22 protein-coding genes are annotated in these 26,746 nt (G+C 72.2%); 14 read left to right on the top strand and 8 right to left on the bottom strand.

Features of this window, described 5'->3' with window-relative positions; genetic code table 11:
* The first annotated feature begins 136 nt into the window (after positions 1–136).
* Positions 137–1,051: an LLM class flavin-dependent oxidoreductase gene (locus AC6EXY_RS03145; RefSeq protein WP_101833141.1), complete on the top strand. Its 915-nt coding sequence runs from the start codon at positions 137–139 to the stop codon at positions 1,049–1,051.
* Between the two features lie 35 nt (positions 1,052–1,086).
* On the opposite strand, the gene rfbD is transcribed toward AC6EXY_RS03145, so the two are convergent.
* Entirely contained in the window at positions 1,087–2,013 is a 927-nt protein-coding gene (gene rfbD / locus AC6EXY_RS03140; RefSeq protein ID WP_499816654.1) for a dTDP-4-dehydrorhamnose reductase, read from the bottom strand.
* An 86-nt stretch (positions 2,014–2,099) separates the two neighbouring features.
* Positions 2,100–3,698 carry an LCP family protein gene (locus AC6EXY_RS03135; protein WP_165818309.1) on the bottom strand — a complete coding sequence of 533 codons (1,599 nt, stop codon included), beginning with the start codon at positions 3,696–3,698 and terminating at the stop codon, positions 2,100–2,102.
* Between the two features lie 285 nt (positions 3,699–3,983).
* On the opposite strand from AC6EXY_RS03135, the gene AC6EXY_RS03130 reads away from it, so the two are divergent.
* A complete protein-coding gene (locus tag AC6EXY_RS03130) occupies positions 3,984–5,063 on the top strand; it encodes a glucose-1-phosphate thymidylyltransferase (RefSeq protein ID WP_101831194.1) in 1,080 nt (359 codons plus the stop codon).
* Between the two features lie 198 nt (positions 5,064–5,261).
* Here the strand turns inward: AC6EXY_RS03130 and AC6EXY_RS03125 are convergent, their stop codons facing one another.
* A complete protein-coding gene (locus tag AC6EXY_RS03125) occupies positions 5,262–7,343 on the bottom strand; it encodes a glycosyltransferase family protein (protein ID WP_243407369.1) in 2,082 nt (693 codons plus the stop codon).
* 222 nt (positions 7,344–7,565) lie between these two features.
* Between AC6EXY_RS03125 and AC6EXY_RS03120 the strand changes: the two genes are divergently transcribed.
* Both AC6EXY_RS03120 and AC6EXY_RS03115 read left to right on the top strand, forming a co-directional pair.
* Positions 7,566–8,513, top strand: coding sequence for a TIGR03089 family protein (locus AC6EXY_RS03120; protein ID WP_101831195.1), 948 nt, complete (start codon positions 7,566–7,568; stop codon positions 8,511–8,513).
* Between the two features lie 285 nt (positions 8,514–8,798).
* Entirely contained in the window at positions 8,799–10,253 is a 1,455-nt protein-coding gene (locus AC6EXY_RS03115; RefSeq protein WP_101831196.1) for a UDP-glucose dehydrogenase family protein, read from the top strand.
* Here the strand turns inward: AC6EXY_RS03115 and AC6EXY_RS03110 are convergent.
* Complete coding sequence (locus tag AC6EXY_RS03110) at positions 10,170–10,778, bottom strand: beta-class carbonic anhydrase (protein ID WP_101831197.1); 609 nt, start codon at positions 10,776–10,778, stop codon at positions 10,170–10,172. The genes AC6EXY_RS03115 and AC6EXY_RS03110 overlap by 84 nt on opposite strands.
* Positions 10,779–11,217: 439 nt before the next feature.
* Between AC6EXY_RS03110 and AC6EXY_RS03105 the strand changes: the two genes are divergently transcribed.
* The 5 genes from AC6EXY_RS03105 to AC6EXY_RS03085 all read left to right on the top strand — a co-directional run bounded on the left by AC6EXY_RS03105 (position 11,218) and on the right by AC6EXY_RS03085 (position 17,704).
* Positions 11,218–11,703: a GtrA family protein gene (locus AC6EXY_RS03105; RefSeq protein ID WP_243407370.1), complete on the top strand. Its 486-nt coding sequence runs from the start codon at positions 11,218–11,220 to the stop codon at positions 11,701–11,703.
* Between the two features lie 584 nt (positions 11,704–12,287).
* Positions 12,288–12,884 (top strand): TetR/AcrR family transcriptional regulator, encoded by a 597-nt coding sequence (locus tag AC6EXY_RS03100; RefSeq protein ID WP_101831198.1) that lies wholly within the window; start codon positions 12,288–12,290, stop codon positions 12,882–12,884.
* A gap of 371 nt (positions 12,885–13,255) precedes the next feature.
* Positions 13,256–14,587, top strand: a complete 1,332-nt coding sequence (locus AC6EXY_RS03095; RefSeq protein ID WP_101831199.1) for a hypothetical protein — start codon at positions 13,256–13,258, stop codon at positions 14,585–14,587.
* 1,550 nt (positions 14,588–16,137) lie between these two features.
* The gene (locus AC6EXY_RS03090; RefSeq protein WP_133150567.1) at positions 16,138–17,037 is read left to right on the top strand and encodes a hypothetical protein; all 900 of its coding nucleotides are present in this window, start codon (positions 16,138–16,140) and stop codon (positions 17,035–17,037) included.
* Between the two features lie 25 nt (positions 17,038–17,062).
* Positions 17,063–17,704, top strand: a complete 642-nt coding sequence (locus AC6EXY_RS03085) for a hypothetical protein (RefSeq protein WP_207770174.1) — start codon at positions 17,063–17,065, stop codon at positions 17,702–17,704.
* A gap of 61 nt (positions 17,705–17,765) precedes the next feature.
* On the opposite strand, the gene AC6EXY_RS03080 is transcribed toward AC6EXY_RS03085, so the two are convergent.
* Positions 17,766–18,290: a PH domain-containing protein gene (locus tag AC6EXY_RS03080; RefSeq protein WP_101830426.1), complete on the bottom strand. Its 525-nt coding sequence runs from the start codon at positions 18,288–18,290 to the stop codon at positions 17,766–17,768.
* Between the two features lie 146 nt (positions 18,291–18,436).
* The gene (locus tag AC6EXY_RS03075) at positions 18,437–19,429 is read right to left on the bottom strand and encodes a biotin--[acetyl-CoA-carboxylase] ligase (RefSeq protein ID WP_101830425.1); all 993 of its coding nucleotides are present in this window, start codon (positions 19,427–19,429) and stop codon (positions 18,437–18,439) included.
* Between the two features lie 316 nt (positions 19,430–19,745).
* Between AC6EXY_RS03075 and AC6EXY_RS03070 the strand changes: the two genes are divergently transcribed.
* Positions 19,746–21,341, top strand: coding sequence for an acyl-CoA carboxylase subunit beta (locus tag AC6EXY_RS03070; RefSeq protein ID WP_101830424.1), 1,596 nt, complete (start codon positions 19,746–19,748; stop codon positions 21,339–21,341).
* Between the two features lie 16 nt (positions 21,342–21,357).
* Here AC6EXY_RS03070 and AC6EXY_RS03065 read toward each other — a convergent pair whose 3' ends face one another.
* Entirely contained in the window at positions 21,358–21,585 is a 228-nt protein-coding gene (locus tag AC6EXY_RS03065) for a hypothetical protein (RefSeq protein WP_243407222.1), read from the bottom strand.
* Here AC6EXY_RS03065 and AC6EXY_RS03060 point away from each other — a divergent pair.
* The 3 genes from AC6EXY_RS03060 to AC6EXY_RS03050 all read left to right on the top strand — a co-directional run bounded on the left by AC6EXY_RS03060 (position 21,542) and on the right by AC6EXY_RS03050 (position 24,040).
* A complete protein-coding gene (locus tag AC6EXY_RS03060; RefSeq protein WP_243407221.1) occupies positions 21,542–21,712 on the top strand; it encodes a hypothetical protein in 171 nt (56 codons plus the stop codon). The genes AC6EXY_RS03065 and AC6EXY_RS03060 overlap by 44 nt on opposite strands.
* A gap of 116 nt (positions 21,713–21,828) precedes the next feature.
* On the top strand, positions 21,829–23,586 hold the full coding sequence (locus AC6EXY_RS03055; protein ID WP_101830429.1) for an ATP-binding protein: 1,758 nt from the start codon (positions 21,829–21,831) through the stop codon (positions 23,584–23,586).
* A 58-nt stretch (positions 23,587–23,644) separates the two neighbouring features.
* The gene (locus tag AC6EXY_RS03050) at positions 23,645–24,040 is read left to right on the top strand and encodes a DUF5313 family protein (RefSeq protein WP_101830423.1); all 396 of its coding nucleotides are present in this window, start codon (positions 23,645–23,647) and stop codon (positions 24,038–24,040) included.
* A 576-nt stretch (positions 24,041–24,616) separates the two neighbouring features.
* Here AC6EXY_RS03050 and AC6EXY_RS03045 read toward each other — a convergent pair.
* A complete protein-coding gene (locus tag AC6EXY_RS03045) occupies positions 24,617–26,095 on the bottom strand; it encodes an NAD(P)H-quinone dehydrogenase (RefSeq protein WP_101830422.1) in 1,479 nt (492 codons plus the stop codon).
* A gap of 191 nt (positions 26,096–26,286) precedes the next feature.
* On the opposite strand from AC6EXY_RS03045, the gene AC6EXY_RS03040 reads away from it, so the two are divergent.
* On the top strand, positions 26,287–26,727 hold the full coding sequence (locus AC6EXY_RS03040) for a gamma-glutamylcyclotransferase family protein (protein WP_101830421.1): 441 nt from the start codon (positions 26,287–26,289) through the stop codon (positions 26,725–26,727).
* Positions 26,728–26,746 lie beyond the last annotated feature (19 nt).

Here is a 26,746-nt window from a genome sequence, read left to right as displayed (position 1 = left end):
ACGAACCATTATAGTTCGTGGAACGAACTCTGAGCTGGCGGCGTCGATCCCGCTCCCCGCCGGTATCCCGATGGATACTTCTGCCCCATCGCCAGCGTCGGCATCATCAGACGACCCGTGGGAGAGAAACCAACACATGGCTGTACAGGATGTTGTCTTTGGTTTCGGCGCGCTCACCGATATCGGCAGCACGGCCGAACTCCTGCGCACCACCCAGCAGGCGGACCGCGACGGGCTGGACATCTTTTCGTTCTCGGATCACCCCTATGTCGGCGACCGAGTGGACGCCTATGCAGCCATCGGGTTCGTGCTCGGTGGCACCCGGCAGATCGCGGGGCTCGCGAACGTCACCAACATTCCGTCCCGGCCCGCCGCCCTGCTGGCCCGATCCGTGACGTCGCTGTCGGCCCTGTCCGGCGGCCGCGTCGTGCTTGGCGCCGGCGCCGGCGGGCTGTGGGATCGCATCTCGGACCTGGGGGTGGCGCGGCTGACTCCCGCGGAGGCGGTGGAGGCCTTCGAGGAGGCCATCGTCGTGGTGCGCGCGCTGTCCGGCGGCGGTCCGCCGGTGACCCACGAGGGCCGGCACTACCGGGTGCGCCAGATCGAGCCGGCGCCGGTCCCCGCGCCCCCGGTGTGGACGGGCTCGGTCGGCCCCCGGTCGCTGGCGGCGACCGGTCGGGTCGCCGACGGCTGGATTCCCGGCCACGCGTCGGACTGGCTCAGCGATCGATTCCGGCAGTCGCGACCGGTCATCGATGCCGCCGCGATCGCCGCCGGCCGCGACCCGGCCGCGATCAGAACCGTCTACAACCTGCCCGGACGCATCACCGACCAGCCGCTGCGCGCCACCCGGGACGATGCGGGCCGCTGGGCAGGCGGATCGCCCGACCAGTGGATCGAGGAGCTGACCGGCGCCGTGCTGGAGCACGGCGCGACCGGCTTCATCCTGTTCGCCCCCACCGGCGGCGCGCCGGACGCCACGTCCATCGCCCGTTGGGCCCAGGAGATCGCTCCCGCGGTCCGCGAGGCGACCGCCAAGAACAGGGGCTGACGACTGAGCACGGGCTGTCCGGGGTTGATGATCCCTCAGCCGCGCAGAGCGGCGCCGCCGGCGGCGAAGGCCGCGTGCAGCGCGTCCTCCCAGGCGCGCGGCAGGGGCAGGCCGGCGTCGGCCCAGGAGCGAGAGGACAGCACCGAGTACGCGGGGCGGGCGGCCGGGCGGGGGAAGGCGTCGGTGGTGGTGGGGCTCACGATCGCCGGGTCGAGGCCGAGCTCGGTCATGATCTGGCGGGCGAGGCCGTACCAGGTCGTCTCGCCGGTGTTCGTGCAGTGGTAGATGCCCGGCGGTACCGAGGACGGCCGGGCGGACGCGGCGGCGGCCAGGTCGAGCAGGGCGGCGGCGAGGTCGGCGGACCAGGTCGGCGAGCCGGTCTGGTCATCGACGACGGACACGGCGCCGCGCTCGCGGGCCAGGCGGGCCATCGTCTTGACGAAGTTGCCGCCGGTCTCGCCGTAGACCCAGGCGGTGCGCACGATGTACGACGCTGACGGCAGCAGGGCGCGGATGGCCTGCTCGCCGGCGAGCTTGGTGCGGCCGTAGGCGCTGGCCGGGGCCGGCTCGTCGTCGGTCTCGTAGGGCTTGGTCGCCCGGCCGTCGAAGACGTAGTCGGTGGAGACGTGCACGAGGATGGCGCCCACCTCGGCGCAGACGGCGGCGAGGTGCCCGGGACCGGCGGCGTTCGCGGCGTAGGCCCCGGCCTCGTCCGACTCGGCGCCGTCCACGTCCGTCCAGGCCGCGGTGTTGACGACGACGAGACCGCCCTGCACCTTCGCCGGGCGGGCCTGGTCACGAAGCACCGCGCGCACCCGTGCCGGATCGGTGATGTCGAGCTCGGCACGGCCGAGCCCCGCCCAGGCCAGCACCGGCGAGCCCGGATCGGCCAGCCGGGTCTCGAGCAGGCGGCACAGGTCGGCACCAAGCTGTCCGGCGGCGCCGGTCACGAGAACACGCACGCCCCCGAGTCTTCCAGACGCACCCGTCCGCGCCGCGGCACCGTCACCTCGCCACCCCGTCTCGGCCACGAGGTCACGGCGGGCGGTCAGTAGGTGCAGCCCGTGGTGAGCTGGGTGGCCGTGGTCGTGGGATTCGGGGCGCTCGTCGACGTGCCCGCCCCGCTGCCCGGCATAGCGCCTGTGCCCGGGGCGGCGTCCGGGGTCGTGCCGCCGGCGACGCCGGTGCCGGCCTCGCCGCCCCCCGTCGCGCCGTCGGTACCAGCCGTCGAGGTCGAGACGGGGGTGACGATCGAGTCCACCGTGAAGGCGGTACCGAGCACGAGACGGACGCGGCCGGCCGGCACGCCGGAGTCGGGCTGCATCCGGCTGCCGGGCACGGCGATCAGCAATGTGCGGGCCGCGGCCTCGTCGCCCGGGTGGTAGCGCACCTGGGTCGTGCGCTGCGACGCGCCGGACCAGGTCCGCGGACTGCCGACCTGGAAGCCCGCGCTGGTCAGCCGGGTCGCCGCCGACGAGGCCAGGCCCCTCACCCCGGCCCCGTTGTAGACGTCCACCCGAACCCGCGCGGCGGGCAGGGCGGTGGGTGACGCCGACGGACTCGCGGCCGAGGGCGTGCTGGCGCGCCCGGGCCGGCCGCGCAGCGGGGCGAGGAACTTCTCCAGCTCGATCGGGCTGTAGAGCTGGACGGCGCCGAAGCGGGGCAGCTCCCCGATCGCGTTGGCGCCCTCGGCGGGAGTCGGCGTGTGCACCGGGATCGTCTCGAAGCGGATCTGGTCGGCGGACATGCCGCGCAGCCGCGTCGCGAGCGCGCGCAGGTCGTTGATGCTGGTGCCGTCGTCGACGGTGAGCGCCTTCGTCGCGGCGTGCAGCAGGCTCTCCAGTTTGATCGGATTGGCGAGCACCCCGCTGGACGTCGCCCGGGTGAACACCGCGCCGATGAACTGCTGCTGGCGGCGGATGCGGTCGAAGTCGTTGTCGGGCAGGCCGTGACGCTGGCGGACGAAGGCGAGCGCCTGCTCACCGGAGAGCGTGTTCTGGCCGACGTGGCCGCGCCACTGCGACCACGGGTCATAGAGGTTGGAGCGGGAGCCGTTCGCCAGCGCCTTCACGCAGACGGTCACGCCACCGAGCGCGTCGGTCATCGCCTTGAAGCCGGCCAGGTCGATCGAGACGTAATGATCGATCCTGATGTCGGTGAGGTCCTCGATCGTCCTGATCAGCAGACTGGGACCGCCGAGGGTGATCGCAGAGTTGATCTTGCCGCGGCCGTGGCCGGGGATGCGCACCAGGGTGTCACGGGGGAAGGAGACCATCGTCGTGGTGCCGTCGGCGTCGAGGTGGGCGAGCATGGTCGTGTCGGACCGTTCGTCGCTGACGGCGCCGCCGCGCTGGTACTCGTTCCCGGTGCCGGCCCGGCTGTCCGAGCCGGCCAGCAGGTAGTTGCGGTTGCCGGCGGCCGCGTCGGCCGGGCGGTCGTCGCCCAGCCCGAGCCGGATGCGGTGGATCTGCGCGCCGAAGTACTGGTAGGCGGTCCAACCGCCCACCGTGGTCAGCAGGACCAGGGCCGACAGGCCGGCCGCGAGCACCAGCGTCAGCCGGCCAAGCGTGGAGCGCTCCCGGCGGGGGGCGAACTCCGCCTTCCCGGCGGTCGCGGAGCCCGAGGGCCGCGGCGGCGCATCGGTCACCGTGTCCCCCTCCCAGGCGGCCGGCGGTTTCACCCGAGTCGTGAACGATCAACCGGGCTATACGCATTCCGGCCCGCTGGCCGTCGCGAACCCTTCGGCTACTCAACGTACCCGTATCGAGTGGCGTGTACCCGTCAACGACCCGGTGGCGTAGGAAAGACGGGCGGGTGAGGCGGATGTCCTCCGTTACTTTCGGATAAAAAGGGGCCGGCAGCTGTCGATGACGGGCGCCACACCTGTCGTTACTTTCGGTCAGTTCAGCGCGACGCGATAGGGTCACGGATCATGAAGGCCCTCGTCCTCGCCGGTGGCTCGGGAACCCGTCTGCGGCCGATCACGCACACGTCCGCGAAGCAGCTCGTCCCGGTGGCGAACAAACCGGTGCTGTTCTACGGCCTGGAGGCCATCCGCGACGCCGGCATCCTCGACGTCGGCATCATCGTCGGCGAGACGGCCGCGGAGATCGAGAACGCCGTCGGGGACGGCTCGGCGTTCGGGATCCGCGTCACCTACATCCAGCAGGAGGCTCCGCTCGGCCTCGCGCACGCGGTGCTGATCGCCCGGGACTTCCTCGCCGACGAGCCGTTCGTCATGTATCTCGGGGACAACCTGATCATCGGCGGCGTCGCGAGCTTCGTGGAGGAGTTCCGCCGCACCACGCCCGACGCCCTCATCCTGCTGACGAAGGTGGACAACCCGTCCGCCTTCGGCGTCGCCGAGCTCGGTGCCGAGGGGCGGATCATCCGCCTGGTCGAGAAGCCGCAGGACCCGCCGAGCGACCTCGCGCTGGTCGGCGTCTACATGTTCGGCACGGCGGTGCACGAGGCGGTGCGGGCGATCAAGCCGTCCGCCCGCGGCGAGCTGGAGATCACCGAGGCCATCCAGTGGCTGGTCGACGGCGGCCACGAGGTCGCCTCGCACCTGGTCGAGGGCTACTGGAAGGACACCGGCCGGCTCGCCGACATGCTGGAGACGAACCGCCATCTGCTGGAGTCGATCGAGCCCGCGATCCACGGCAGCGTCGACGCGGACAGCTCGATCGTCGGCCGGGTCGTGATCGAGGAGGGCGCCTCGCTCGTCCGCTCGACCGTGCGCGGTCCGGCGATCATCGGCCGGGGCACCACGCTGGTCGACACCTACGTCGGCCCGTTCACCTCGATCTTCCACTCGTGCGCGATCGAGCGGACCGAGATCGAGTACTCGATCGTCCTCGAACGGGCGACGATCCGAGGCATCGGCCGCATCGAGGACTCACTGATCGGTCGGGACGTCGAGGTCGTGCCGTCCGCGGCGCTGCCGAAGGCGCACCGGCTGATGCTCGGCGACCACTCCCGCGTCTCGGTGGCCACAACCTCGGGGCACTGACGCGGCCCAGCCCTGTGACGGCTCGGACCGTCCCCCAGGAGCCGGGGCGCCAGCACGGCGCACCCGCGGGACGGTCAGCCCCGCGGGCAACGTTCTGCGCGGGCGGACGGGTCCTCGAGGCGGAAGAAGGACCCGCACGCGGTCCCCGGACAGAGTTCCCGGGACCCGGGCGGGCCCTCCCGGGACCCGGGCGGGCCCTCAGGTGCCGTCGGCCGGGGAGCCCGCGGGTACCGCGACGCGGCCCCCGAACGGCCCGTCGTCCGCGGCCGACGGTGTCTTCTCGGCGCTGCCCTCGGGCTGATCCACGGGCCGGTCCGAGGAGCCTGGGCGATCCACCGCCGACCGGGCCCAACACCCGCGCGCCTGCTGGGCGGCGACGACGAGCGATGCCACGAACAGGGCGGCGGCGAGCACGAACACGGCGACCGTCACGCCGATCGGGAACGGCGCCCAGCGGGCGATCCCCGACACCACCTGCCAGGTCCTCGCCGGGGTGTACGCCACCTGACGCGGCAGCCAGTAGTAGGAGCAGATGGCCAGCAACGCGGCCCCCTGCATGAGCAGCGCCCCGGCCAGGATCACCACGGGGGCGAGCCGCTCGCGCCCGCGCAGCGCCTGGCACAGCCCACTGCCGACCACCACCCCCAGCCCGACCATCCCGAGGTACAGGTAGCGGCCCTGCACGGCGATCCCGCGGGTGTAGAGCTGATAGTCCGCCCAGCTGCGCTGCCCGACCGACAGATATGCGAAGGCGACCGGCAGCAGCAGCACGACCACCCCGGCCGCCGCCATCAGCCACCGCGCCCGGCCCAGCCGGCGGCGGCCCCCGGCGAGCGCCATCACGCACAGCCCACCGACCACCACCGTTGCCAGCACGATCGCGACCGGGGCGAGCTGCGGCGGCTCGAACATCCCCAGGCCGCCCCAGAACCTCGAGATCATCGTCCGGACGAAATACCAGAACCAGGTCCAGAACGAGTCTGGCAGCAACAGCGGCTCACGGCGCGGCGGATCAGTCGCCCACCCGTTGGGCTGCACCGCGCCGTACATCAGATAGTTGCGCACCCACCACCAACCGCCGACGACGATGCCGAGACCGACGGCCAGCGCCGCCGGCAGCCACGGCAGCGAGCGCATCCCGGCCCACATCGCGCGCGCCCGGCCGCCGCCGGCCGCCGTCTGTCGCGAGCGCCACCAGCCGACGAGGTACGCACCGACGATCATGAAGGGCAGGGTGAGGGCGAACGCCTTCGACAGCAGCGCGAGCCCGAACCACAGCCCCGCCCAGGCGCCGGTGCGCGCCCGCAGGTCTCCTCGCAGCACCCCGGCGAGCACGACGGTCAGCGCGCCCGTCGTCAGCATCAGGATGCCGTCGTTGTTGAAGGTGGCCCCCACCCTGGTCAGCCCGGGAACGGCCAACGGCAGCGCCGCGGCGGCGAGCGCGGCCGGCTCACCCAGGCCGAAGCGGCGGGCCGCCAGCCAGCCGAGCAACGGCAGCGGCCCCACCACCAGGATGTTCAGCAACCGCAGCACGAACACCTGACGGTCGTAGGACCAGTCCTGCGAGCCTGGCAGCACGTCGAGCAGCGCCGCGCCGACCGCATAGATCACCGGCGGGTGCTGCACCATCTGGTTGGAAAGCCGGCCGTCGTCGACGGGTTTCGGCCCGCCGAGGGCGTCGAACGAGGCACGCGCGCCGCGGGGCGTCGGATCGATCTCGGCGAAGGGAGCCGCGCCGCGGCGTTTCCCACCCGACTGGAACATGTCCTGGTAGCGGCCGCGATCGAAGTCGTCCGACGCGGCCGCGACCCCCGTCGAGATCATCTTCTCACCCGGGGCCGGCCAGCCGGCGCCGTGCTGCAGGCCGTACACCATGTCGACGTGCTGGGCCTCGTCGTAGCCGGTCCAGGTCGGGTAGACGAAGGCGTAGCTCAGCAACATGGCCAGATGGGCCGCGGTGATGAGGACGAGCAGCAGCGGGGCGCGGCGCAGCCGCCGCGGCAGCCGCACCGCCCGGAAGACCGCAGGTCCCGGCCGTGGGCCGCGCATCCCCGGCACGCTGGCGGTACCGTCCTCGCGACGCGACGGTGGGTTGGCGGCGGGGCGGTCCGGGTCCGCGTTGCCCAGACCGTCCCCGCGAGGCGGCGGTTGGTCGCCGGCAGGGCCCTCGCCCATGGCGCGGATGCCGGCGGGCCCATCGGAGCGCCGCGGCTGTTCGACCTTCTCGGCGTCGGCCGCGGAACCCACCCGCCCGGCCGCCGTCGGCTGCGACTCATCCATATCTCTCGTCAGGGTAGACGACCCTCCTGTGCGCCCCGACGACACGCCCGCGAGCGCCCCGCGGCACCGGGCGCACCGGACCGGGGCGGGCGCGCACCTCGCCCGCGCGTCCCACCCGCGCTGTCGACGGTCCGCGCCGCGTCCGATTGACTGGACCGATGACGACCACACTGGACCGATGACGACGCCGACAGCAGCCCGCCGGGAACCAGGGACTCAGCCGTGATCGCGACGCCACCACAGTTCCTGTCCGCGGTCGCGCTGGTGGAGTCCGCCGCGGCCAGCGGTCCTGACACTGGAGCGCGTACGAGCGCCGAGGCCCGCCCGGGAGTGCCCGGCGTCGCCGGACTGCTCGCCCGGCGCCTCGCCGCCGATCCGGCCAGGCCGCTGCTCACCTTCTACGACGACGCGACCGGCGAACGCGTCGAGTTCTCCGCGACGACCCTGGACAACTGGGTGGCGAAGACGGCGAACATGCTCGTGGACACCGTCGGGCTCGAACCGGGTGAGCGGGTCGGCGTCGACCTGCCGACGCACTGGCTGGCCGTGGTCGTCGCGCTGGCCAGCTGGTCGGCCGGACTGGACCTCGTCCTCGCCGACTCCGACTCCGACTCCGACTCCGGTGACTCCGCCGGCCTCGGCGCCGATGGCGGCCGTTCGGCGGCCGCACCGCCCCCGGTGTCCCGGCTCGGCGCGCTGTTCGTCGCGGAGGATCGGCTGGAGGCGACCGCCGACCTGCCCGCCGACGAGACGGTGGCCCTGTCGCTGCGCCCGCTGGGCGGCCGGCTCACCCGGCAGGTTCCCGGTGTGCTGGACTACGCCGCCGAGGTCCCCCCGCACGGCGACCGCTTCGCCGCACCGCCGGCGCCGCCCGAGCAGGCCGGGCTGGTCCGCGCGGCCGAGCGGACGGCCGCCGTCTGGGGCCTCGGCCCGGACGACCGGATCCTCGTCACCGCCGCGATGTCGACCGCCACCGGACTGCTCGGCGGGTTGCTGGCGCCGCTGGCGGCCGGCGCGTCGATCGTGCTGTGCCGCCGTCTCGACCCCGCCGTGCTTGCCCGCCGCCTCGAAAGCGAGCGGGTGAGCGCCGTCCTCTCCGACGCCGACACCCTCGTCCCGACGCCCAGCGCGCTCCCGGAGCGGGTGCGGGCACTGAGCCTCACCTCCTGAGCCGCGTACGGGTCACCCGTCGTGGGTGACACCCGATCGGGCCGCGGTGGCAGCCGTCCGACGCGGGTAGTGACTACGCTCGTCACCACCTGGCCGGTCACCGTCAGCACCCGCGACCTGACGGACCTCCGGCTTCCGGCACGGCGGAGCGTCGGCGGGCATCGGTGCGCCGAACCGGCGGAACCGCCGAGATGGCAGCACGACCGAGTCGGCAGAACGGCCAAGGCGGCAGAACGGCCGAGGTCGCAGGATCGCCGAGGCAGTAGGACGGCCGAGGCAGCGGAGGTGGTGAGCGTGAGCGGGCCGACCGATCCGCGCATCAGCGTCATCGGCACGGGCTACCTGGGCACGACCCACGCCGTGTGCATGGCCGAGCTGGGGTTCGAGGTTGTCGGCGTCGATGTCGACGCCGAGCGGGTGCGGCGGCTGGCCGCCGGCGAGGTGCCGTTCTTCGAGCCGGGGCTCGAGGCCCTGCTACGCAAGCATCTGGAGGCGGGCCGGCTGTCGTTCACCGGGTCACCGGCGGCGGCCGTCGACCAGGCCGACGTGCACTTCGTCTGCGTGGGCACGCCACAGCGCCCCGACTCGGGCGCCGCCGACGTACGGCATGTCGACGCGGCGGTGAGCGGGCTGGTCACCGCGGGGCTCGGGCCGGGCGACCTGGTGGTCGGCAAGTCGACGGTGCCCGCGGGCACCGCGTCGCGGCTGGCCGCCCGGCTCGCGGCCGCCGCGCCCGGCGCGGAGCTCGCCTGGAACCCGGAGTTCCTGCGGGAGGGCATCGCCGTCGACGACACCCTGCACCCGGACCGGATCGTCCTCGGTGTCGCCCCGGGTGGCACCGCCGAGGCACGGCTGCGGGCCGTCTACGCCCGGATGACCGACGCCGGGACACCCGTGATCGTCACCGACTACGCCACCGCCGAACTGGTCAAGGTCGCCGCGAACGCCTTTCTCGCCACGAAGATCTCCTTCGTCAACGCGATGGCCGAGGTCTGCGACGCGACCGGCGCCGACGTCGCCGAACTGGCCGCCGCGCTCGGGCACGACCCTCGGATCGGGCCGCGGTTCCTGCGGGCGGGCATCGGATTCGGCGGTGGCTGCCTGCCCAAGGACATCCGGGCGTTCCAGGCGAGGGCACGGGAGCTGGGCGTCGGCCCGGCGCTCGGATTCCTCGCCGAGGTCGACGCCGTGAACATGCGCGCGCGGGACAGGGCGGTCGCGCTGGCCCATGAGGTGCTCGGCGGCCAGCCGGCGAACAGGGCGGTGGGCGTGCTCGGCGCCGCTTTCAAGCCGAACTCCGATGACATCCGCGACTCGCCGGCACTCGACGTCGCCGTGGCGTTGCGCCGGGCCGGCTGCCACGTCTCGGTCTACGACCCGGCCGCGGCGGCGAACGCGCAGGATCGCCATCCGGACCTGCACGTCGCGGGCTCGGTCATGGGAGCGGTGACCGGGGCGGAGCTGCTCCTCGTTCTGACCGAATGGCCCGAGTTCCGCGAGCTGGACCCGGCCCTGATCCGTCCGCACGTCACCCGCCCGGTCGTCCTCGACGGCCGAGGGGCGCTGGACGCCCGGCGCTGGCAGGAGGCCGGCTGGGCCTACCACGCCCTGGGCCGGCCGGCACGCGGACCGCTGGTGCCGCGGGAGCGCCCGCCGTCAGGCGGGGACCTCCACGAGGGCACCGGTCTCGACCTGGTAAATGAAGCCGCGGACCGAGGTCGTGGACTGCAGGAACGGTGACGAGCGCAGGATCCGCAGCGACAGCCGCACATCCTCCTCGACGTCAGCGAAGGCCTGGACCGGCCATTCCGGGCGCACCCCGGTGTCCCGCTCCAGCTGGTCCCGGAAACCGTCGTCGGTGATCTTCTCCAGCCCGCAGCCGGTGTGGTGCAGGAGGATGATCTCCTTGGTACCCAGCACGTTCTGGCTGACCGCGAGCGAGCGCACGACGTCCGTGGTGATGACGCCGCCCGCGTTGCGCAGCACGTGGGCGTCGCCCTCGGCGAGGCCGAGCAGGGCCTCCACGTTGAGCCGGGCGTCCATGCAGGCGACGACCGCGACGCCGAGCCGCGGCCGTGCGGGCGGCGCCTGCGGCAGGCCCGCCTCCTGCCGGCGGGCGGGGTTGCGCGCCGCGTAGGTCAGCAGCGCCTCGGTGGCCGTGGAGCTCTCCTCCAGAGCGACCGTCGGGAGCGGGCCGCCCTCGGGGGAATCCCCCCCGGCGACGCCCTGATACGTCTCGGAAGTGCCTCTGTACTCGGTCGACATCGCCGTCAGCCCCGCATCCTTCCGTCAGCGCGGACCAACCGGCCACCAGAGCAGATCATGGTCGTCAGTCCTCCGATCGATGATGCCCGCGGTCCGCGTCGCCAGAGCCGCGTTGCCAGGATGCCGTCTACCTACCCACATTCGTCAACGATCCGCACGTTCGGCGGGGTTGCGCCGCTCACGTAGCCCGCCGCAGCGGATCGGTTGCATCACCCATCGTAGATCTGGGAACACTCACCCGGTGGGTCGGACACACTGTGCTCTGCGACTTGTGACCCTGCGCGTGCGTCGAGCGGGCGCCGCCGCCCAGGACGACCGCGAACCCGTCGACGGCACAGGGGGTGGCCCCCCGGCGGCGACGGGCCAGCCGGTACTCTCCTGTGGTGGTAAAAATCGATCGAGGTCGCCTGTGGTGAGGCACCGGCAGACGCGCTCACCCGTGCAGGTACTCATCCACGAGATGGGTAAGTTCGGCCTGGTCGGTGGCGCCTGCTATGCCGTCGACTTCCTGGTTTCGAACCTGTGTCACACGCTTCTCGGAATGGGCCCGCTCAGCGCCAAGACCGTCTCCACGGTCGTCGCCGCGACCCTTTCCTACATCGGAAACCGGCAGTGGTCCTTCAACCACCGCGCCCGGACGGGGCTGCGCCGGGAGTACACGCTGTTCGTGATCCTCAATACCGTTGGCCTGCTGATCGCGCTCGGCTGCCTGGGCTTCGCCCGGTACGTTCTTGATCTGCGCGGCGTTGTCGCCTTCAATGTCTTCGGCAACATCATCGGCACCGGGCTGGGCACGGTGTTCCGGTTCTGGGCCTACAAGAAGTGGGTCTTCCTGCACCCGGATCATCCCAAGGTCGCAGCCGCCCAGGCCCCACTCGAGCAGGATCGCCGGCAGCCGATCCCGGAACACGCCGGCCAGATCTGAGCCACCCTCGGCCGGGGCATCCGCGATGCGACGGATGCCCCGGCCTTGTCGCGTGCTCCCGCCTTGTCGCGTGCCCCGGCCTTGTCGCGCACTCCGGCCGGCGCGATCCACGAACGACGGGCTCTGCGACGGCGCGATCCACGAACGGCGCGATCCGCGAACGAGAACGCCGCGGGCGGCACGGCCAGGCGGTCGCCCAGTAGCCCGCTCGCCGTTCGGGTCGTCCGTCAGCGCGTCCTGACCCGCCCCCGAAGCGGGGGCGCCTACCGTCCCGGCGCGCCCGCCGCCCCAGCGGCACGGCGGTTCGAGGCGTCCGCTGGGGACCATGCCCGCCGGCGGCGCGCAAGGCGGCGGCGGTGCCCGGATCGGCGCGGCGAGTCGATCGCCGGCGCCGCGTCTGTCCCGGCCGGACAACGTCGGACCCCGTCGCCCACGATGCCGAACCGTACTCGACGCGTCTTCTGTGAGTTACGCTCTGCGGGCCAAATCGGCGCTACGCGTTCATGTTTCGACACGCTGTGTCATCATGATGTCGGCCTTGCCGGCCCGCGCCGACCGTCCGATCGCCGTCGGGAGGTCCTGTCGTGCCTCAGTCCTCGCTCGCGTCGCCCCGCCCGGGCGGCCGCCCTCGCGACGAGAGCCGGGACGACGTCATCCGGGCGGCGACCCTCGACCTGCTCGCCGAGTTCGGCTACGACGGCGTCACGATGGACCGGGTCGCCAGCCGGGCGGGGACCGGCAAGGCGACGATCTACCGCCGATGGCCGTCAAAGCTGGCGATGGTGCTCGATGCCATCAACGACTTCGCCCAGGAGCGAATGCCGACTCCCGACACCGGCTCACTGCGCCTGGACCTGCTGGAGTTCTTCACGTTCTTTCACGAGGCCGTCCGCGGTGGCCGCGGCCGGATCATCGCGGAACTGATCTCGGAAATGCCACGCAATCCCGAACTGCGCGACGCGTTGCGCGCCGGCATGTGGACCCAGCGGGACGCGAGCTCGCGGGCCATCGTTGAACATGGGATAGCTCGGGGTGAACTCCAGCCGAACGTCGATGGCTCGATTCTTACCGAGATCGGCACAGCCATCATCCTGCAACGCGTCCTGGTGACCGGGGATCCGGTCGACCGGCCATTTCTCGAAACGATCGTCGACGACATCGTGATCCGGTACGCCGCGTGATCCGGTACGCCTGAGCCGGCACGCCGCCCGAGCCGCACCGAGTCGACACCCATTCCCGAGCCGGCGACCGAAGGTGGTCACTCCATCGCCGACCGTGGCAAGCCTGTCGAGAATATGACCTCCCACCCTTTTCTGCGGGCCAGGCCCTACCATCGGCGTCGGACCCGGTCTGTCCGGGTCGGACGCTGACACACCCTGACTGTTCATCCTTTCTGCCGGGTATACCGTTTCGCGGGGTCGCCGCCCTCGGATCCACCGCCCCGAGGCGTCGAGGCGAGACGGACGGATGGCCGGTCGTCACCAGGCCGCCCGCCGGCGCGGCGGAGGGACGCGGGGCGGGGGCGCCTACGCGCGGCACAGGAGGACCACACATGCATGCACCGGGCACCGGCCCCCAGGACCCGGACGCCGAGACCCAGCGCGCCGGCTGGCCTACCGGCGGGTACAACGACGACGAACAGACCCGGATCGCGGGCGCCGAACCCGTCGGGCGCCAGCAGGGCTGGCCCCCGCCCACCGGGTCGGGCGGCGCCTCCTACCCGTCCGGTCCGTCCGGCCGTCCCGCGCCGGGCGACGAATACGGCGAGGACGAGCGCACCCGGATCCTTCCCCCGGACGGCCAGCAGACGAGTGCGTACGGCGCGTCCGGGGCGACCCCTCCCGCCGGCGGCTACACCGGCCCGGGCGGCTACGGCACCGGTGGGCAGTACGGCGGTGCCGGTCAGGACGGCTACGGCACCGCCGGCTACGACCAGCAGGGTGGATACTCCCAGCAGGGCGGCGGCTACCAGCAGCAGGGCGCCGGCTACGACCAGGGCGGCTACCAGCAGAACTACGGCCAGACCGCCGGGTACCCGACGGGCGACGCCTACCAGCAGTCCGCCTACCAGCAGTCCGGCGGGCCGCAGACCGCCGGCTACCCCCAGACCGGCGGGTATCAGCAGGCCGAGTATCAGCAGGGCTCCTATCAGCAGGGCTATCCCCAGGGCGGCGGCTACGGCGGCTATCCCCCCGCCGGCGGCGGACCGTCCGGCTCGGGGGGTCGGCGGGGCCTGCTCATCGGCGGGATCGTCGTCGTCGTGCTCCTGCTGATCATCATCCCCGTGGTGCTGCTCAGCGGCGGTTCCGACGACAAGGACAAGCCGGTGGTCGGGCTGTCCGCCCCGCCCACCGCCAGCACCAGCCCGAGCACCAGCCCGAGCGCGTCTGCCAGCCCGTCACCGTCGCCCACGCCGTCGCCGACGTTCACCCCGTCGCCGTCGGCGAGCGGGCCCGCCCAGTTCACCCCCGCGGAGAGCGCACTGGCGGCCAAACTGGACTCCTCGGCGATGACCGACTGCGAGCCCAACAGCGACGCCGAGGGTGATCACATCCAGGCCGCCCTGTTCTGCAACTCCGAGGACGGCAAGGTCGTCGCCGCCTACTCCTACGCCACCGCCAGCGATCTGAGCAGCGACGTCGCGGTGCGCAAGTCCCAGGTGGCCTCGCCCTCCGGCAAGTGCAAGGAGGGCGGGAACGAGGTCTTCACCTGGAACTTCGACCAGGGCCAGACCCAGGGCACGGCCGTGTGCACCGAACGGAACAACGATCACTTCATCTACTGGTCCTACAACAGCAAGCTGGTCGCGTTCATGGCCACCGGAACCGACGGCACCGCGCTCTACGAGTGGTGGAGCGGCTTCGACCCGGTGCCACAGAGCTGACCCGTTGGCCAGCCGGTCGGGATAGGGCGGTTTTTGTGCTGCGGTAGCCCCATACCGACCGTATCCGGAAGGCCATACGCCTACGCTGGGGACCGCACCTGTCACCCATCTCGGGAGGAACCGTGCCGAGCCCCGGCAGTGGCGACGAGGACGCGCCACGCCCAGCCGAACTGTCGCCCTCCCTGCCACACGCCGGCGACGGTCCGGACGAGGGCACGGATCTGGACGACGCCGAGCGCACCATCCTGCAGCCAGCCAGCCAGCACCCGCCCGGCACCCCGGGTCGCATGCCCCCGCCATCCGGCCCCTTCGGCCCGGGTGGCGGCGCCGGCGCGGGGCCTGATCCGGCGCGACCTGGCACCGGGCCGGCCGGCCACGGTGCCTGGCCGCCGCCTTTCGCGGGCCCGTTCGCGCCGCCGGGAGGACCACCTGGCGGGGGCGCGGGTGGCCCGCAGGAGCCCCTGCGCCGCCCTCCCGGGCCGCCCGTTCCCATGCCCCCGCCCTGGCTCGGCGGCCCGGGCGGTCCCCCCGGCCCGCCCGGAGGAACGATCCCGCCGTGGCCGCCCGCGCCCGGCGCCCCGATGCCGCCCCGAACTCCCCATCCGCCGGCCGGCCCGGCCGCCCCAGAAGGCTTCGTCCCACCGGGCCCGGGCCCGGCCGACCGGCCCCGCCCGCCGGGCGGGTTCGAACCCGGCGATCCCTACCGCCCCGGCCCTGGTGGAGCCGGCTCGCCCATCGGTGCCGCAACGCCCCCGTCGTCCTTTCCGGCCCCGTCGGCCTTTCCGCCGCCGCGCCCGACCGGCCCGTCGGCCCAGCCGGGGCCGCCCGGCCCACCCGGCGGGTTGAGCGGGCCCCCGGGCCCGCTCTACTACCAGCCACCGACCGGTCCCGGCGCCCGCGGCGGCACCGGCTCCCAGGCGGCCTTGCCTCCGCCCGGCGTTCCGGGCGGCCCCCCGGCACCAGGCCCACCGAACGCCGGCCGGCCCCCGTGGCCCTCCCACGACGCCGACCTCACCTACCGCCTCGCCCCTCCGCCTGGCGGCGCCGCGCCCGCCGCGCCTTCCTTCGGCCCCAACCCGCCGGGCGCGCCTTCCTTCGGCCCCAACCCGCCGGGCGCGCCTCCCTTCGGCCCCAACCCGCCGGGCGCGCCTTCCTTCGGCCCCGCCCTGCCCGGGGCCACGCCGACGGGCGCTCCGCCACCGGGCGCCGTTCCCCCGGGGGCCGCACGACCAGGAGCCGCACCCCCGGGGGCCGCACCACCAGGAGCGATGCCGCCGAGCCGCGTGCCTTTCGCTACCCCGACGCCCGGCGTCCCCACCCCCGGTGTCCCGGCTCCCGGCCTTCCCCCGTCTGGCCTTCCCGCGTCTGGCCGTCCCCCGTCTGGCACAGCGCCGGGTCTCCCAGTGCCCGGTGTCTCGGGGCCCGGCGCTCTGATCCCAGGCATCACGCCGTCGAGTCGGTCGGCGACGGGTCCGCACCCGCCCGTCATCGGGCCGGAACCGGCGGCGTTGTTCAGCGGTCCGCGGCCAGACACCGGCGAGGACACCGCGGTGCTCGGCACGGCCGGGCCGCGCGCGGCCCGCGGCGGGCCAGCCGGCGAGCCCCACGCGCGCCTCGCTCCGGACCTGCCGCCGCTGGGCGCCACCGACAGCATTCCGTTGCCGGTCGTGCCGGGTACCGACCCGTTCGGCCTGCCTCCCGCCGCGGCCGCGCGGGACACGGAGCCGGGGCGCGCCGACTCACTTCCCGGGCTCCTGCCCGGTCTGCCTCCGGAGCCCGTGCCGCCCGCCCCGGGCGGCTTCGGCGCCCCCGATCCGACCGGCCGCCTCTCCCCCGGTCGTCCCACCGCCGACCGGCACAAGGTGCTCGTGGACCGGCGGCTGCTGTTCGCCGGCGGCGGCATCCTGATGGCACTCGTGATCCTTTTCGGGGCCCTGGCGTTCACCGGCGGCGACGGTGACAGCGACGCGGCCCGCCCCGGCACTACCCCTGCCGGTTCCGCCTCGCCGTCCGCGAGCCCGGACGGGCAGTCCACCGGCGACCCCCGTGACGCGCTGCGCTCGGCGCTCAACCCGACGGTCATGACCGGATGCGCCGCGCCCCAGCGCAGCGACAGCGCGTACGCCGACGCGACCCTGAGCTGCCGTACCCCGGCCGGCATCGAGGTCACCGCGTTCCACTTCCCGAACCGCTCGGCGGTCGACCGGCAGATCGGCGCGCGGGAGACCTACTACGTCGACGAGGGCAACTGCGACGACGGCCAGCAGAGCTCGGAGCGTTGGAGTTCGTCCGCGCAGCGGGCGGGCGGCAACCGCCTCTGCTACTTCTTCGCGAACCGGTTCTACGAGTTCTGGACCTACGACGACAGCCTGGTCGCCTTCTCCGTCGACGACGCGGAAGCCGGGCATCTCAACGCCTGGTGGCACTCGTTCGACCCGCTGCGTCACTGACCGAACACCGATGTGGGGTAGCGCGTTGGGAGCGCATCCGGGAGCGGGGCGGCGGCCGGCACGACGATGGTGGTCGTCGCCGCTGGCCGCGGCGACCGGCGTCCTGCTCCTTGTCGGAGGCGGGCTGAGCCTGGCGGCCTGCGGCGGATCAGGATCCGACGCGGGCACGCATCCCGCGGCGGGGCCGTCCGCGTCAGGGGGGTCGGCCCGGCCGGCCGGGCGGGCGACACCCGAGCCGAGCGGCACCCTCGACGCGACCGATGCCCATCTGGTGGCGATGTTGCGGCCCTTCGCGGTCACCGACTGCCACACCGCCCCGCGCGGCGCCGGGGTCAGCGCCGCGGTGGACTGCGTTCCCGGTGTGTCGACCGCCGCGGCGGCGCCGGGGGCGGTGTCGGTCGTCCGGTACACGGACGCGGCGACGCTGCGGGCAGACGTGGGCCGCCGCTCCGCCGCGCTCACCGACGTCGGCGAGTGCAGCCGGGGTCAGACCAGCATCGAGCGCTGGGCCCACAGCTCCCGGCGGCGCGGCACGTTCCTGTGCTCCGCCGTCCCGGATCGGTTCTCGGTGTTCTGGACAGTCGACGATGAGCTGCTCGGTTTCTCCGCCGAGGACAGCGACGCGGCTCGCCTGCTGGCCTGGTGGCGCGACTACGACCCGGTCTGAGCCGCACCCGCGCCCTCGCCCGTGCCCGCGGCGGCGGGGCCGCGGGCACGGGCGCGGCGTCTCAGTAGCGCCGTCCCTGCTGGTCGGGATACCCGCGTTCCTGGTACGGGGCCGCGAGCTCGGCGAGGGTCTCCTGCACCCGCTCGACGTGTGGCATGCAGGACAGCGCCATGCGGCCACGCTGGCCGGCGGTCTCCACCAGCAGCCGGCCTGATCCCACCGACCGCTCGAACAGGCTCTGCTGGATCGTCGAACCGACCAGCCAGGCAAGCGGGATGTCCCGACCGGTCCTGGTCAGCAGGCCCTCCCTGATGACCAGGCGATGGTTGGTGATGACGTAGTGGGTGGTCAGCTGGCGCAGCCACGGCAAGGCGCCGAGGTAGGCGATGGCGCCGAGGGCGATGGCGAGCACCAGGTACTGGATGGGCTTCTGCAGCACGCCGCCAGGCGCGAAGAAGACCCCGAGCACCGCGAAGAGCATCGCCGCGACCGTCCACAGCACCGGGCCGATCAGGCTGACCCAATGCGGGTGCAGGTGCAGGACCACCTCTTCGTCCTGGGTGAGGATGTCGTCAGGAAATGCCACGTGACAATCGTCGCATCACCCACCAACGGACCACACCGGGCCCCGCCGGAGCCGCACGCCCGCATCGCGGCCCCGGGCCGCGGGGGAACCGGCCGCCTGGTGACGACGCCGGTCCGGGGCGCGGGATCCACCACACATCCTCACTGTCAGCGCAGGTGGATGATGTCCCCCGCGCTGTAGGCCCGGCCGTCGACGACGAGGCGACCGGTGGAGTCGACATCCGTCGCGGTGCCGAGTTCGGCGGTGCCATCGGGCAGTTCGACCCGTACCTGGCGGCCGATCGTGCCGCACAGCTCCAGGTAGGCGTCACGGGCCCGCTCCGGGTCGGCGGCCCACGCGTCAAGGCTGGTGACGAGCGTGCCGAGGATCGATCCGAGCAGCGCGGTCCGGTCCAGCGCCCGCGGGTCGGCGTCGCACAGGCGCAGGCTCGTCGAGCGTTCCGGTAGTTCGTCCCGCTCAGCGTGGACGTTGAGGCCGAACCCGATGACCACCGACGGATCGGCGGGCGGGATCGGCACCAGTTCCACGAGGACGCCCGCCAGCTTCGCGCCGTCGACCAGGACGTCGTTGGGCCACTTGAGCGTGGCCGGCAGACCGGCGACCGAGCGCACGGTGGAGGCGAGCGCCATGCCGACCACCAGGGGCAGCCACCCCAGCCGGGCGGGTGGGACCGGCAGCCGCAGCAGGAGGGAGACGGTCAGCCCGGCGCCCGGGCGGGACACCCAGGCACGGTCCAGCCGTCCGCGCCCGGCGGTCTGCCGCTCCGCCACGAGCACATGGCCGCGATCCGCCACCTCCGTGCCGTCACCGCCGAGCCGCCAGGCGCGCGCGAGCTCCCGCAGGGCCGGCTCGCCGGCCTCGCCGCGGCCGGCGCGGACCAGGGCGGCGTTGGTCGAGTCGATCTCCTCGACCACCGTGGCGCCGAGGCCGGCGGCTCTCGCGAGCACCACGAGCCTCGCGGCGTCGAGCGGCCCGCGCCGCGAGTCCTCGGCCACCGGGCCCAGGCCGTGGGCCCGTGTGCCCGCCTGCTGGCCGCCCAGGCCCGTGTCCCGCCTGCGCTGGTCCTGGCCGCGTGGCCGCAGGCTGCTGGCCGGGTCTTCTGGATGCTCCGCAGGGCCTGGGTCGAACGTCGAGCTCACCGGGCCAGCCTGCCAGACCGATGGTCGCGAGGCTCACGGGTCGACACGCCTGATCGGGCATCGACTCGACGTCACCCCGGAGTGGTCCCTGCCGGCAACGCCCCAATCTGCCCGAATGCGTCCGCCCCGCAGGCTGGATCGGGCGATGACGGCGTAGGCAGGACATTCGATCCGACGTTTTGGGCCGGCCGGGCAGGGCCCGCTGTGATACGCGATACGGCATGGCAGCCACGCCACCTCTGATTCCTCACAATCGATGAGATCAACTCCACACGAGTCGAGCACGTTGCCATACGGGGGTCGTACGCTGCGGCCTATGGCTCTCCCCGCGTCCGCTGAGGATTCAGCTCCCGACCCCCACACCACCGCAGGGCGACTGGCGCAGCTGCGCAGGGTGAACGACGAGGCCATCCACGCCGGATCGCAGCGAGCCGTGGACGCTCAGCACGCGAAGGGCAAGATGACCGCCCGGGAGCGGATCGAGGCCTTCCTCGACCCCGGGTCGTTCGTGGAGACGGACGCGTTCGCCCGGCACCGGGCACACGACTTCGGGGTGCAGGCCAACCGTCCCTACGGTGACGGCGTGGTGACCGGATACGGCACCGTGGACGGCAGGCAGATCTGCGTGTTCAGCCAGGACTTCACGGTCTTCGGCGGAAGCCTCGGCGAGGTCTTCGGCGAGAAGATCGTCAAGATCATGGACCTGGCGCTGAAGACCGGGTGCCCGGTGGTCGGCATCAACGACTCCGGCGGGGCGCGGATCCAGGAGGGCGTCGTCTCTCTTGGCCTGTATGGCGAGATCTTCTACCGGAACGTGATGGCATCGGGCGTGGTCCCCCAGCTCTCGCTGATCATGGGGCCATGCGCGGGCGGCGCGGTCTACTCGCCGGCGATCACCGACTTCACGCTGATGGTCGACCAGACGAGCCACATGTTCATCACCGGCCCCGACGTCATCAAGGAAGTGACGGGCGAGGACGTCGGGATGGAGGAGCTGGGCGGCGCCGCCACCCACAACTCGCGCAGCGGTGTCGCGCACTTCCAGGCCGCGGACGAGAACGAGTGCCTGGAGCTCGCCCGGGCGCTGCTGTCCTTCCTCCCCTCGAACAACCTCGACGACGCGCCGGCGTACGACGCGGTGGACGACCTGGCCGACGAGGTGGACCCCGAGCTCGACACGTTCATCCCGGACTCGCCGAACACGCCGTACGACATGCACGAGATCATCGAGCGGCTGGTCGACGACGGCGACTTCCTCGAGGTGCACGCGCAGTTCGCGCAGAACCTGATCGTCGGTTTCGGCCGGGTCGACGGCCGGTCCGTCGGCGTGGTCGCCAACCAGCCCATGCAGTTCGCCGGCACGCTCGACATCGACGCCAGCGAGAAGGCCGCCCGCTTCGTGCGCACCTGCGACGCCTTCAACATCCCGGTTCTGACCCTGGTGGACGTGCCGGGATTCCTGCCGGGCACGTCGCAGGAATGGAACGGGATCATCCGGCGCGGCGCCAAGCTGATCTACGCCTACGCCGAGGCGACGGTCCCCAAGGTCACCGTGATCACGCGGAAGGCCTACGGCGGCGCCTACGACGTGATGGGCTCGAAGCACCTGCGGGCGGACATCAACCTCGCCTGGCCCACCGCCGAGATCGCCGTCATGGGCGCGCGGGGCGCGGTCAACATCATCTACCGGCGCGACCTGGCGAAGGCCGAGTCGCCGGACACCCGCCGGGCCGAACTGATCCAGGACTACACGGATCACTTCGCGACTCCCTACATCGCCGCCGAGCGGGGTTACCTCGACGCGGTGATCATCCCCTCCGAGACCCGGAGAGAGATCATCCGCGCGCTTCGCCTGCTGCGGACCAAGCGTGAGTCGCTGCCGCCGAAGAAGCACGGCAACATTCCGCTGTAGATCCTTCCAGGTGATGTCAGAGGCGACGCACGGACGGACGGCCCTGCCGTCCGGAAACCGCACGGGCGACCGTTTCCGGCCAGCCCGCCATGTACCAGTCGAGCAGGGAGAGGACCGTGGCGCAGGACGACGGCGGGCAGAACGAGCGGCCCCGGCTGCGGCTGATCCGCGGGAATGCCACTGCGGAGGAGATCGCCGCCGTGGTGGCCGTCTTCGCCGCACGCTCGGCCCCGGTGGCGGACACCGCGCGCCCAGCTCGATCCCCCTGGGCCGAGCCCACCCATGCACTTCGCGGACCCTTGCAGGTCGGCGTGGGTGCGTGGCGTCGCTCCGGAATGAGCCCGGGTACGCGTACTCGGGCCGGCTGGTGACCGAACGGAAGTACAAACGATGAGATGTCGGCGGCATCACATCTGGGTTCGACGAGAACGAGCTGTGCGGCCCGACTCGCCTAAACTCGGGCATGCCGGACGAGGACGGGAGCGACGTGCGTAAGATCCTCATTGCCAACCGGGGCGAGATTGCGGTTCGGGTGGCCCGCGCGTGCCGCGACGCCGGGTACACCAGCGTCGCGGTGTATGCCGAGCCGGATTTGGACGCGCTACATGTGCGAGTGGCGGACGAGGCATTCGCTCTCGGTGGGAACACGCCCGGTGACTCCTACCTTCGGATCGACAAGATTCTGGACGCGTGCAAGTCATCCGGGGCTGACGCTGTTCATCCCGGATACGGCTTCCTCTCCGAGAACGCCGACTTCGCCGAGGCCGTGATCGCCGCCGGCCTCACCTGGATCGGCCCGCCGCCTGAGGCGATCCGCCGTCTGGGCGACAAGACCGCGGCCCGCCACATCGCGCTGGCGGTGGGCGCCCCCCTCGCTCCGGGCACCGCTGATCCGGTGTCCGGTGTGGAGGAGGTCGTCGCGTTCGCCGAGCAGTACGGGCTGCCGGTCGCCATCAAGGCGGCGTTCGGCGGCGGCGGGCGTGGCCTCAAGGTGGCATGGACCGCCGAGGAGCTGCCCGAGCTGTTCGACAGCGCCGTCCGGGAGGCGGTGGCCGCCTTCGGCCGAGGCGAATGCTTCGTCGAGCGGTACCTGGACCAGCCCCGGCACGTGGAGACCCAGGTCCTCGCGGACTCGCACGGCAATGTCGTCGTCGTCGGCACGCGGGACTGCTCCCTGCAGCGGCGATACCAGAAGCTCGTCGAGGAGGCGCCGGCGCCGTTCCTGTCGGAGGAGCAGCTCACCTCGCTGTACGAGGCGTCGAAGGCCATCTGCCGCAAGGCGGGGTACGAGGGCGCCGGGACGGTCGAGTTCCTGGTCGCCCGCGACGGCATGATCAGCTTCCTTGAGGTGAACACCCGCCTGCAGGTCGAGCACCCGGTGACGGAAGAGGTCTCCGGCATCGACCTGGTGCGCGCGCAGTTCCGGATCGCCGAAGGTGAGGCGCTCGACTTCACCGATCCCGCTCCGCGCGGCCATTCGATCGAGTTCCGGATCAACGGCGAGGACCCGGGACGCAACTTCCTGCCCGCTCCGGGCACCGTGACCACCTTCGTCGCGCCGGCGGGCCCCGGCGTCCGTCTCGACGCCGGCATCGAGAGCGGCAGCGTCATCGGCGGCGCGTTCGACTCCCTGCTGGCCAAGCTGATCGTCACGGGCGCTTCCCGCGAGGAAGCCCTCGAGCGTGCCCGCCGCGCCCTGGACGAGATGGTCGTGGACGGCATGGCCACCGCGCTGCCCTTCCACCGCGCGGTCGTCCGGGACCCCGCCTTCGCACCTGAGAACGCCGCCGAACCGTTCCGCATCCACAACCGCTGGATCGAGACCGAGTTCGACAACACCATCCCCGCCTTCACCGGTGGCACCGACGCCGACACGAGCACCGAGCCCCGCGAGGCGGTGATCGTCGAGGTCGGCGGCAAGCGCCTCGAGGTGGTGCTCCCGGCCGGGTTCGGCGCGACCGCGACGGCGTCCGCCAAGGGCGCGGCGCCCAGGCGGAAGTCCCGCGGCGCGGCCGCCGCCAAGGTGACAGGCGACGCGCTCACCAGCCCCATGCAGGGCACCATCGTCAAGGTGGCGGTGAACGAGGGCGACACGGTCGCCGCCGGTGACCTCGTGATCGTCCTGGAAGCCATGAAGATGGAGCAGCCCATCAACGCGCACCGCGACGGCAGGATCACTGATCTCGCCGCGGCCGTCGGCGCGGTGGTGACCAGCGGCGCCGTCCTGTGTGAGATCAAGGACTGACCCCGCCGGCCCGCCGTCGGCTGTCTCACCACGTCTGTCCGCTTCGTAAGCTGCGGATATGAGCGACGGCGAAGACAGCTCGACGGCGGGCGGCCAGGACGGCACCGTGACCGCCACCGAGCAGGAACAGCAGCGCCCGCCACTGACGGGTCGGATCTACTACCTCCTGGGTGGCACGCTTCCGTCGACCTATCGCGCATGGATCTCGCACGATCTGACCGGTTCCGGCTGGCGGACGCGGCAGGCGGCACGTCCCGTCCTGCTGATGGCGCCGTTCGCGGTGATCTTCGCACTGCTTCCGGGAGCGATCGCCGTCCGCGCGACCGTGGTCGCCTTCCTGCTGGTCTCGGGGGCGGGGCTGGGATTCGCGACCAGCGGGTACTTCCGTAACCGACGGCTCGAACAGCACGGTTTTCCTCCCGTACTGGCCGTCGAGGACGACGACGACGAGTAGGGCCGCACCCACCCGGTGCCATACCGCGCGCGATGCGCACCCTCCGGCGGATGGTGCGCACGCACAGAACGAGCAGACCGATGACGGCACCGGCGGGCCGCGGTACCCCGGACGAGCCTCGTGCACCCACGTCGGCATTCACAGCCGCTCCTTCCGGCGGGGACTGGTCGGCGACATTCGCACGGCCCAGCGCAGGACATCCACGTCTCCGCTCATGGCGACGCCCGCCAGAAAAGCAGTGCGGATTTCGAACACGGGTTCGATGGTAGCGGATGAGGCCGGCGCCGACAATGACGCCCTTTGGCGATGAGTGGCTCCAAGAAGAAACCACACTGCCAAGAAATACCCTGGCGAACGCCATCCGCGGAGCTCGCAACCAAAAAGCCAATGAAAAGAATTCTCCGGCGCACGGTGGATTCGGCTCGACAGCGGACCTATGCTTCGGGTGACAGACCCGCTCGATCGACCGGTGGGCGCGCAGATGTCACTGCCCGGAGCAGGCCAGCGATGCGCGTAGCGACCTGACTGCCGGCGGTCCAGCACCGCCGGCAGCCGTTTCCGTGACCGCGCCTCACCTCAGGCCGGATTGTCGAAGCCCGCGAAGAAGTCCCTGGGTCGCAGGACGCGGGCGGCCTCGGTGATGGAGCCGGACAGCGACGGATAGATGGAGAAGGTGTGCGCGATCTGATCGACGGTAAGACCGTGTTCGACCGCGAGCGCCACGGACAGAATCAGTTCGGAGGCGCGCGGTGCGACAATGACGCCACCCAGGACGCTTCCGCTCCCGGGACGGCAGAACAGTTTGACGAAACCGTCCTCGACACCCATCATCTTTGCTCGGGGATTACGCGAGAGCGGCACGGTCGTCACCTCGGCCGCCACCGCGCCGGTGTCCTTCATCACCTGGGTGACGCCGACGGTGGCGATCTCCGGCTCGGTGAAGATATTGGACGACACGGTGCCGAGCCGCAGCGGGCTGACCGCCTCGCCGAGCGCATGCCACATCGCGATCCGGCCCTGCATCGCCGCGACCGAGGCGAGCGGCAGCACGCCGGTGCAGTCACCAGCCGCGTAGACGCCGGGAACCGAGGTGCGCGACATCCGGTCGACGTTCACGTGCCCGCCCGGACCGAGCCGGACGCCGACGTCGGTCAGGCCGAGGCCCTTCGTTCGCGGCACCGAGCCCACCGCCATCAGGGCGTGGCTGCCCGTCACCGTGCGTCCGTCGGTGAGTTCGACGATCACCCCGTCTCCGATCCGGCGGACGGACGCCGCACGCGAGCGGTTCAGCACCTCGATCCCGCGCCGCACGAAGACCTCCTCGATGACCCGCGCCGCGTCCGGATCCTCGCCCGGCAGGACCCGCTCCCGCGACGACACCAGGGTGACCTCCGCGCCGAGCGCACGGTAGGCGCTCGCGAACTCGGCCCCGGTGACACCCGAGCCGACGACCACCAGATGCTCCGGGATCTCCTTGAGGTCGTAGAGATGGCGCCAGGTGAGAATGCGCTCGCCATCCGGCTGCGCCGTCGACAGGTCCCGGGGCGAGGCACCCGTCGCGATGAGGATCACATCGCCCACGAAGGTCTCACCGCTGCTCGTCTCGATCGCGTGCGGGCCGACGAGCCGGCCGGCGGCATGAACCACCTCGACCCTCTCCCGCTGCAGCCGACGCTCGATGTCCGCCGACTGCGCCTTCGCGAGCTCCCGGACCCGCTCGTACACCTGCTCAGGCTCTACGCTGACGACTTCGGGCGGAGTGAGCGCCGGACCCGAATCGGCACTGCTCGGCATTCCCCAGGCGACCGCGGGCAGCGCCGGCTCGCCACCGGCACCGGGGCCGTGGGGCTGGATGCCGAGCCCCGGAGCGAGTGCGAGGTTCGTCATGGTTTCCGACGTCGCGATCAAGGTCTTGGAGGGAACGCAGTCGGTGAGCACGCAGGCACCGCCGATACCGTCCGAGTCGATGACCGTGACGGTCGCGCCGAGCGACGCTCCCACAAGCGCCGCCTCGTAGCCGCCAGGTCCTCCGCCGAGAATGACGATGCGCGTCACGTGTCCTCCCGATCTGACATCTCCTCCTTTCATCTTCCCCCGTCCCGAAGTCCGCGCTCCTCCCGGTGCGGAGTGCTCCGTAGGATCACACCCGGAGGTCGAGGGTTCGATGTCATACAAGTCACCTAACTTCCATCATTGAACCGAAAAGCGTGTTCCATAACCACGCACCGTCACCCCGAGAGACGACGATGACCTTGTACGCGGCCTACGCCGGCAATCTTGACCCGGCGCAGATGAAGGAGCGGGCGCCCCACTCGCCTGTCACCGGCACCGGTTGGATCGACGGGTGGCGACTCACGTTCGGCGGCGAGAACGTCGGGTGGGACGGTGCCCTCGCCACCATCGTCGAGTCCGCGGGCAAGCACGCCTACGTGCTCCTCTACGACCTCGACCGCTACGACCTGGAGCGACTCGACATCTGGGAGGGCGCCGACACGGGGCTGTACACCCGCATCCGCGTCCGGGTGTCGACCCTGGACGGCGAGGCCCTCGCCTGGACCTACATCCTCAACTCCTATGAGGGTGGCCTGCCGTCCCGGTGGTACCTGGACATGATCGCCAATTCCGCGGAGAAGGCGGGCGCGCCCGCCGACTACGTCGAGGAGCTGCGCGCCCGGCCCAGCGCCTGACCGGCGGCCGCGAACCTGA

The sequence above is a fragment of the Frankia sp. RB5 genome, assembly GCF_059816245.1.
The sequence above is the reverse complement of the archived record's forward strand: the minus strand, read 5'-3'. Positions and strand labels throughout refer to the sequence as shown.

Bases quoted from the DNA above. Each gene is read 5' to 3' on its own strand.
- AC6EXY_RS03145 (WP_101833141.1), top strand. From the start codon at position 137: ATGGCTGTACAGGATGTTGTCTTTGGTTTCGGCGCGCTCACCGATATC.
- AC6EXY_RS03130 (WP_101831194.1), top strand. From the start codon at position 3,984: ATGAAGGCCCTCGTCCTCGCCGGTGGCTCGGGAACCCGTCTGCGGCCG.
- AC6EXY_RS03125 (WP_243407369.1), bottom strand. From the start codon at position 7,343: ATGGATGAGTCGCAGCCGACGGCGGCCGGGCGGGTGGGTTCCGCGGCC.
- AC6EXY_RS03110 (WP_101831197.1), bottom strand. From the start codon at position 10,778: ATGTCGACCGAGTACAGAGGCACTTCCGAGACGTATCAGGGCGTCGCC.
- AC6EXY_RS03095 (WP_101831199.1), top strand. From the start codon at position 13,256: ATGCATGCACCGGGCACCGGCCCCCAGGACCCGGACGCCGAGACCCAG.
- AC6EXY_RS03070 (WP_101830424.1), top strand. From the start codon at position 19,746: ATGGCTCTCCCCGCGTCCGCTGAGGATTCAGCTCCCGACCCCCACACC.
- AC6EXY_RS03050 (WP_101830423.1), top strand. From the start codon at position 23,645: ATGAGCGACGGCGAAGACAGCTCGACGGCGGGCGGCCAGGACGGCACC.
- AC6EXY_RS03040 (WP_101830421.1), top strand. From the start codon at position 26,287: ATGACCTTGTACGCGGCCTACGCCGGCAATCTTGACCCGGCGCAGATG.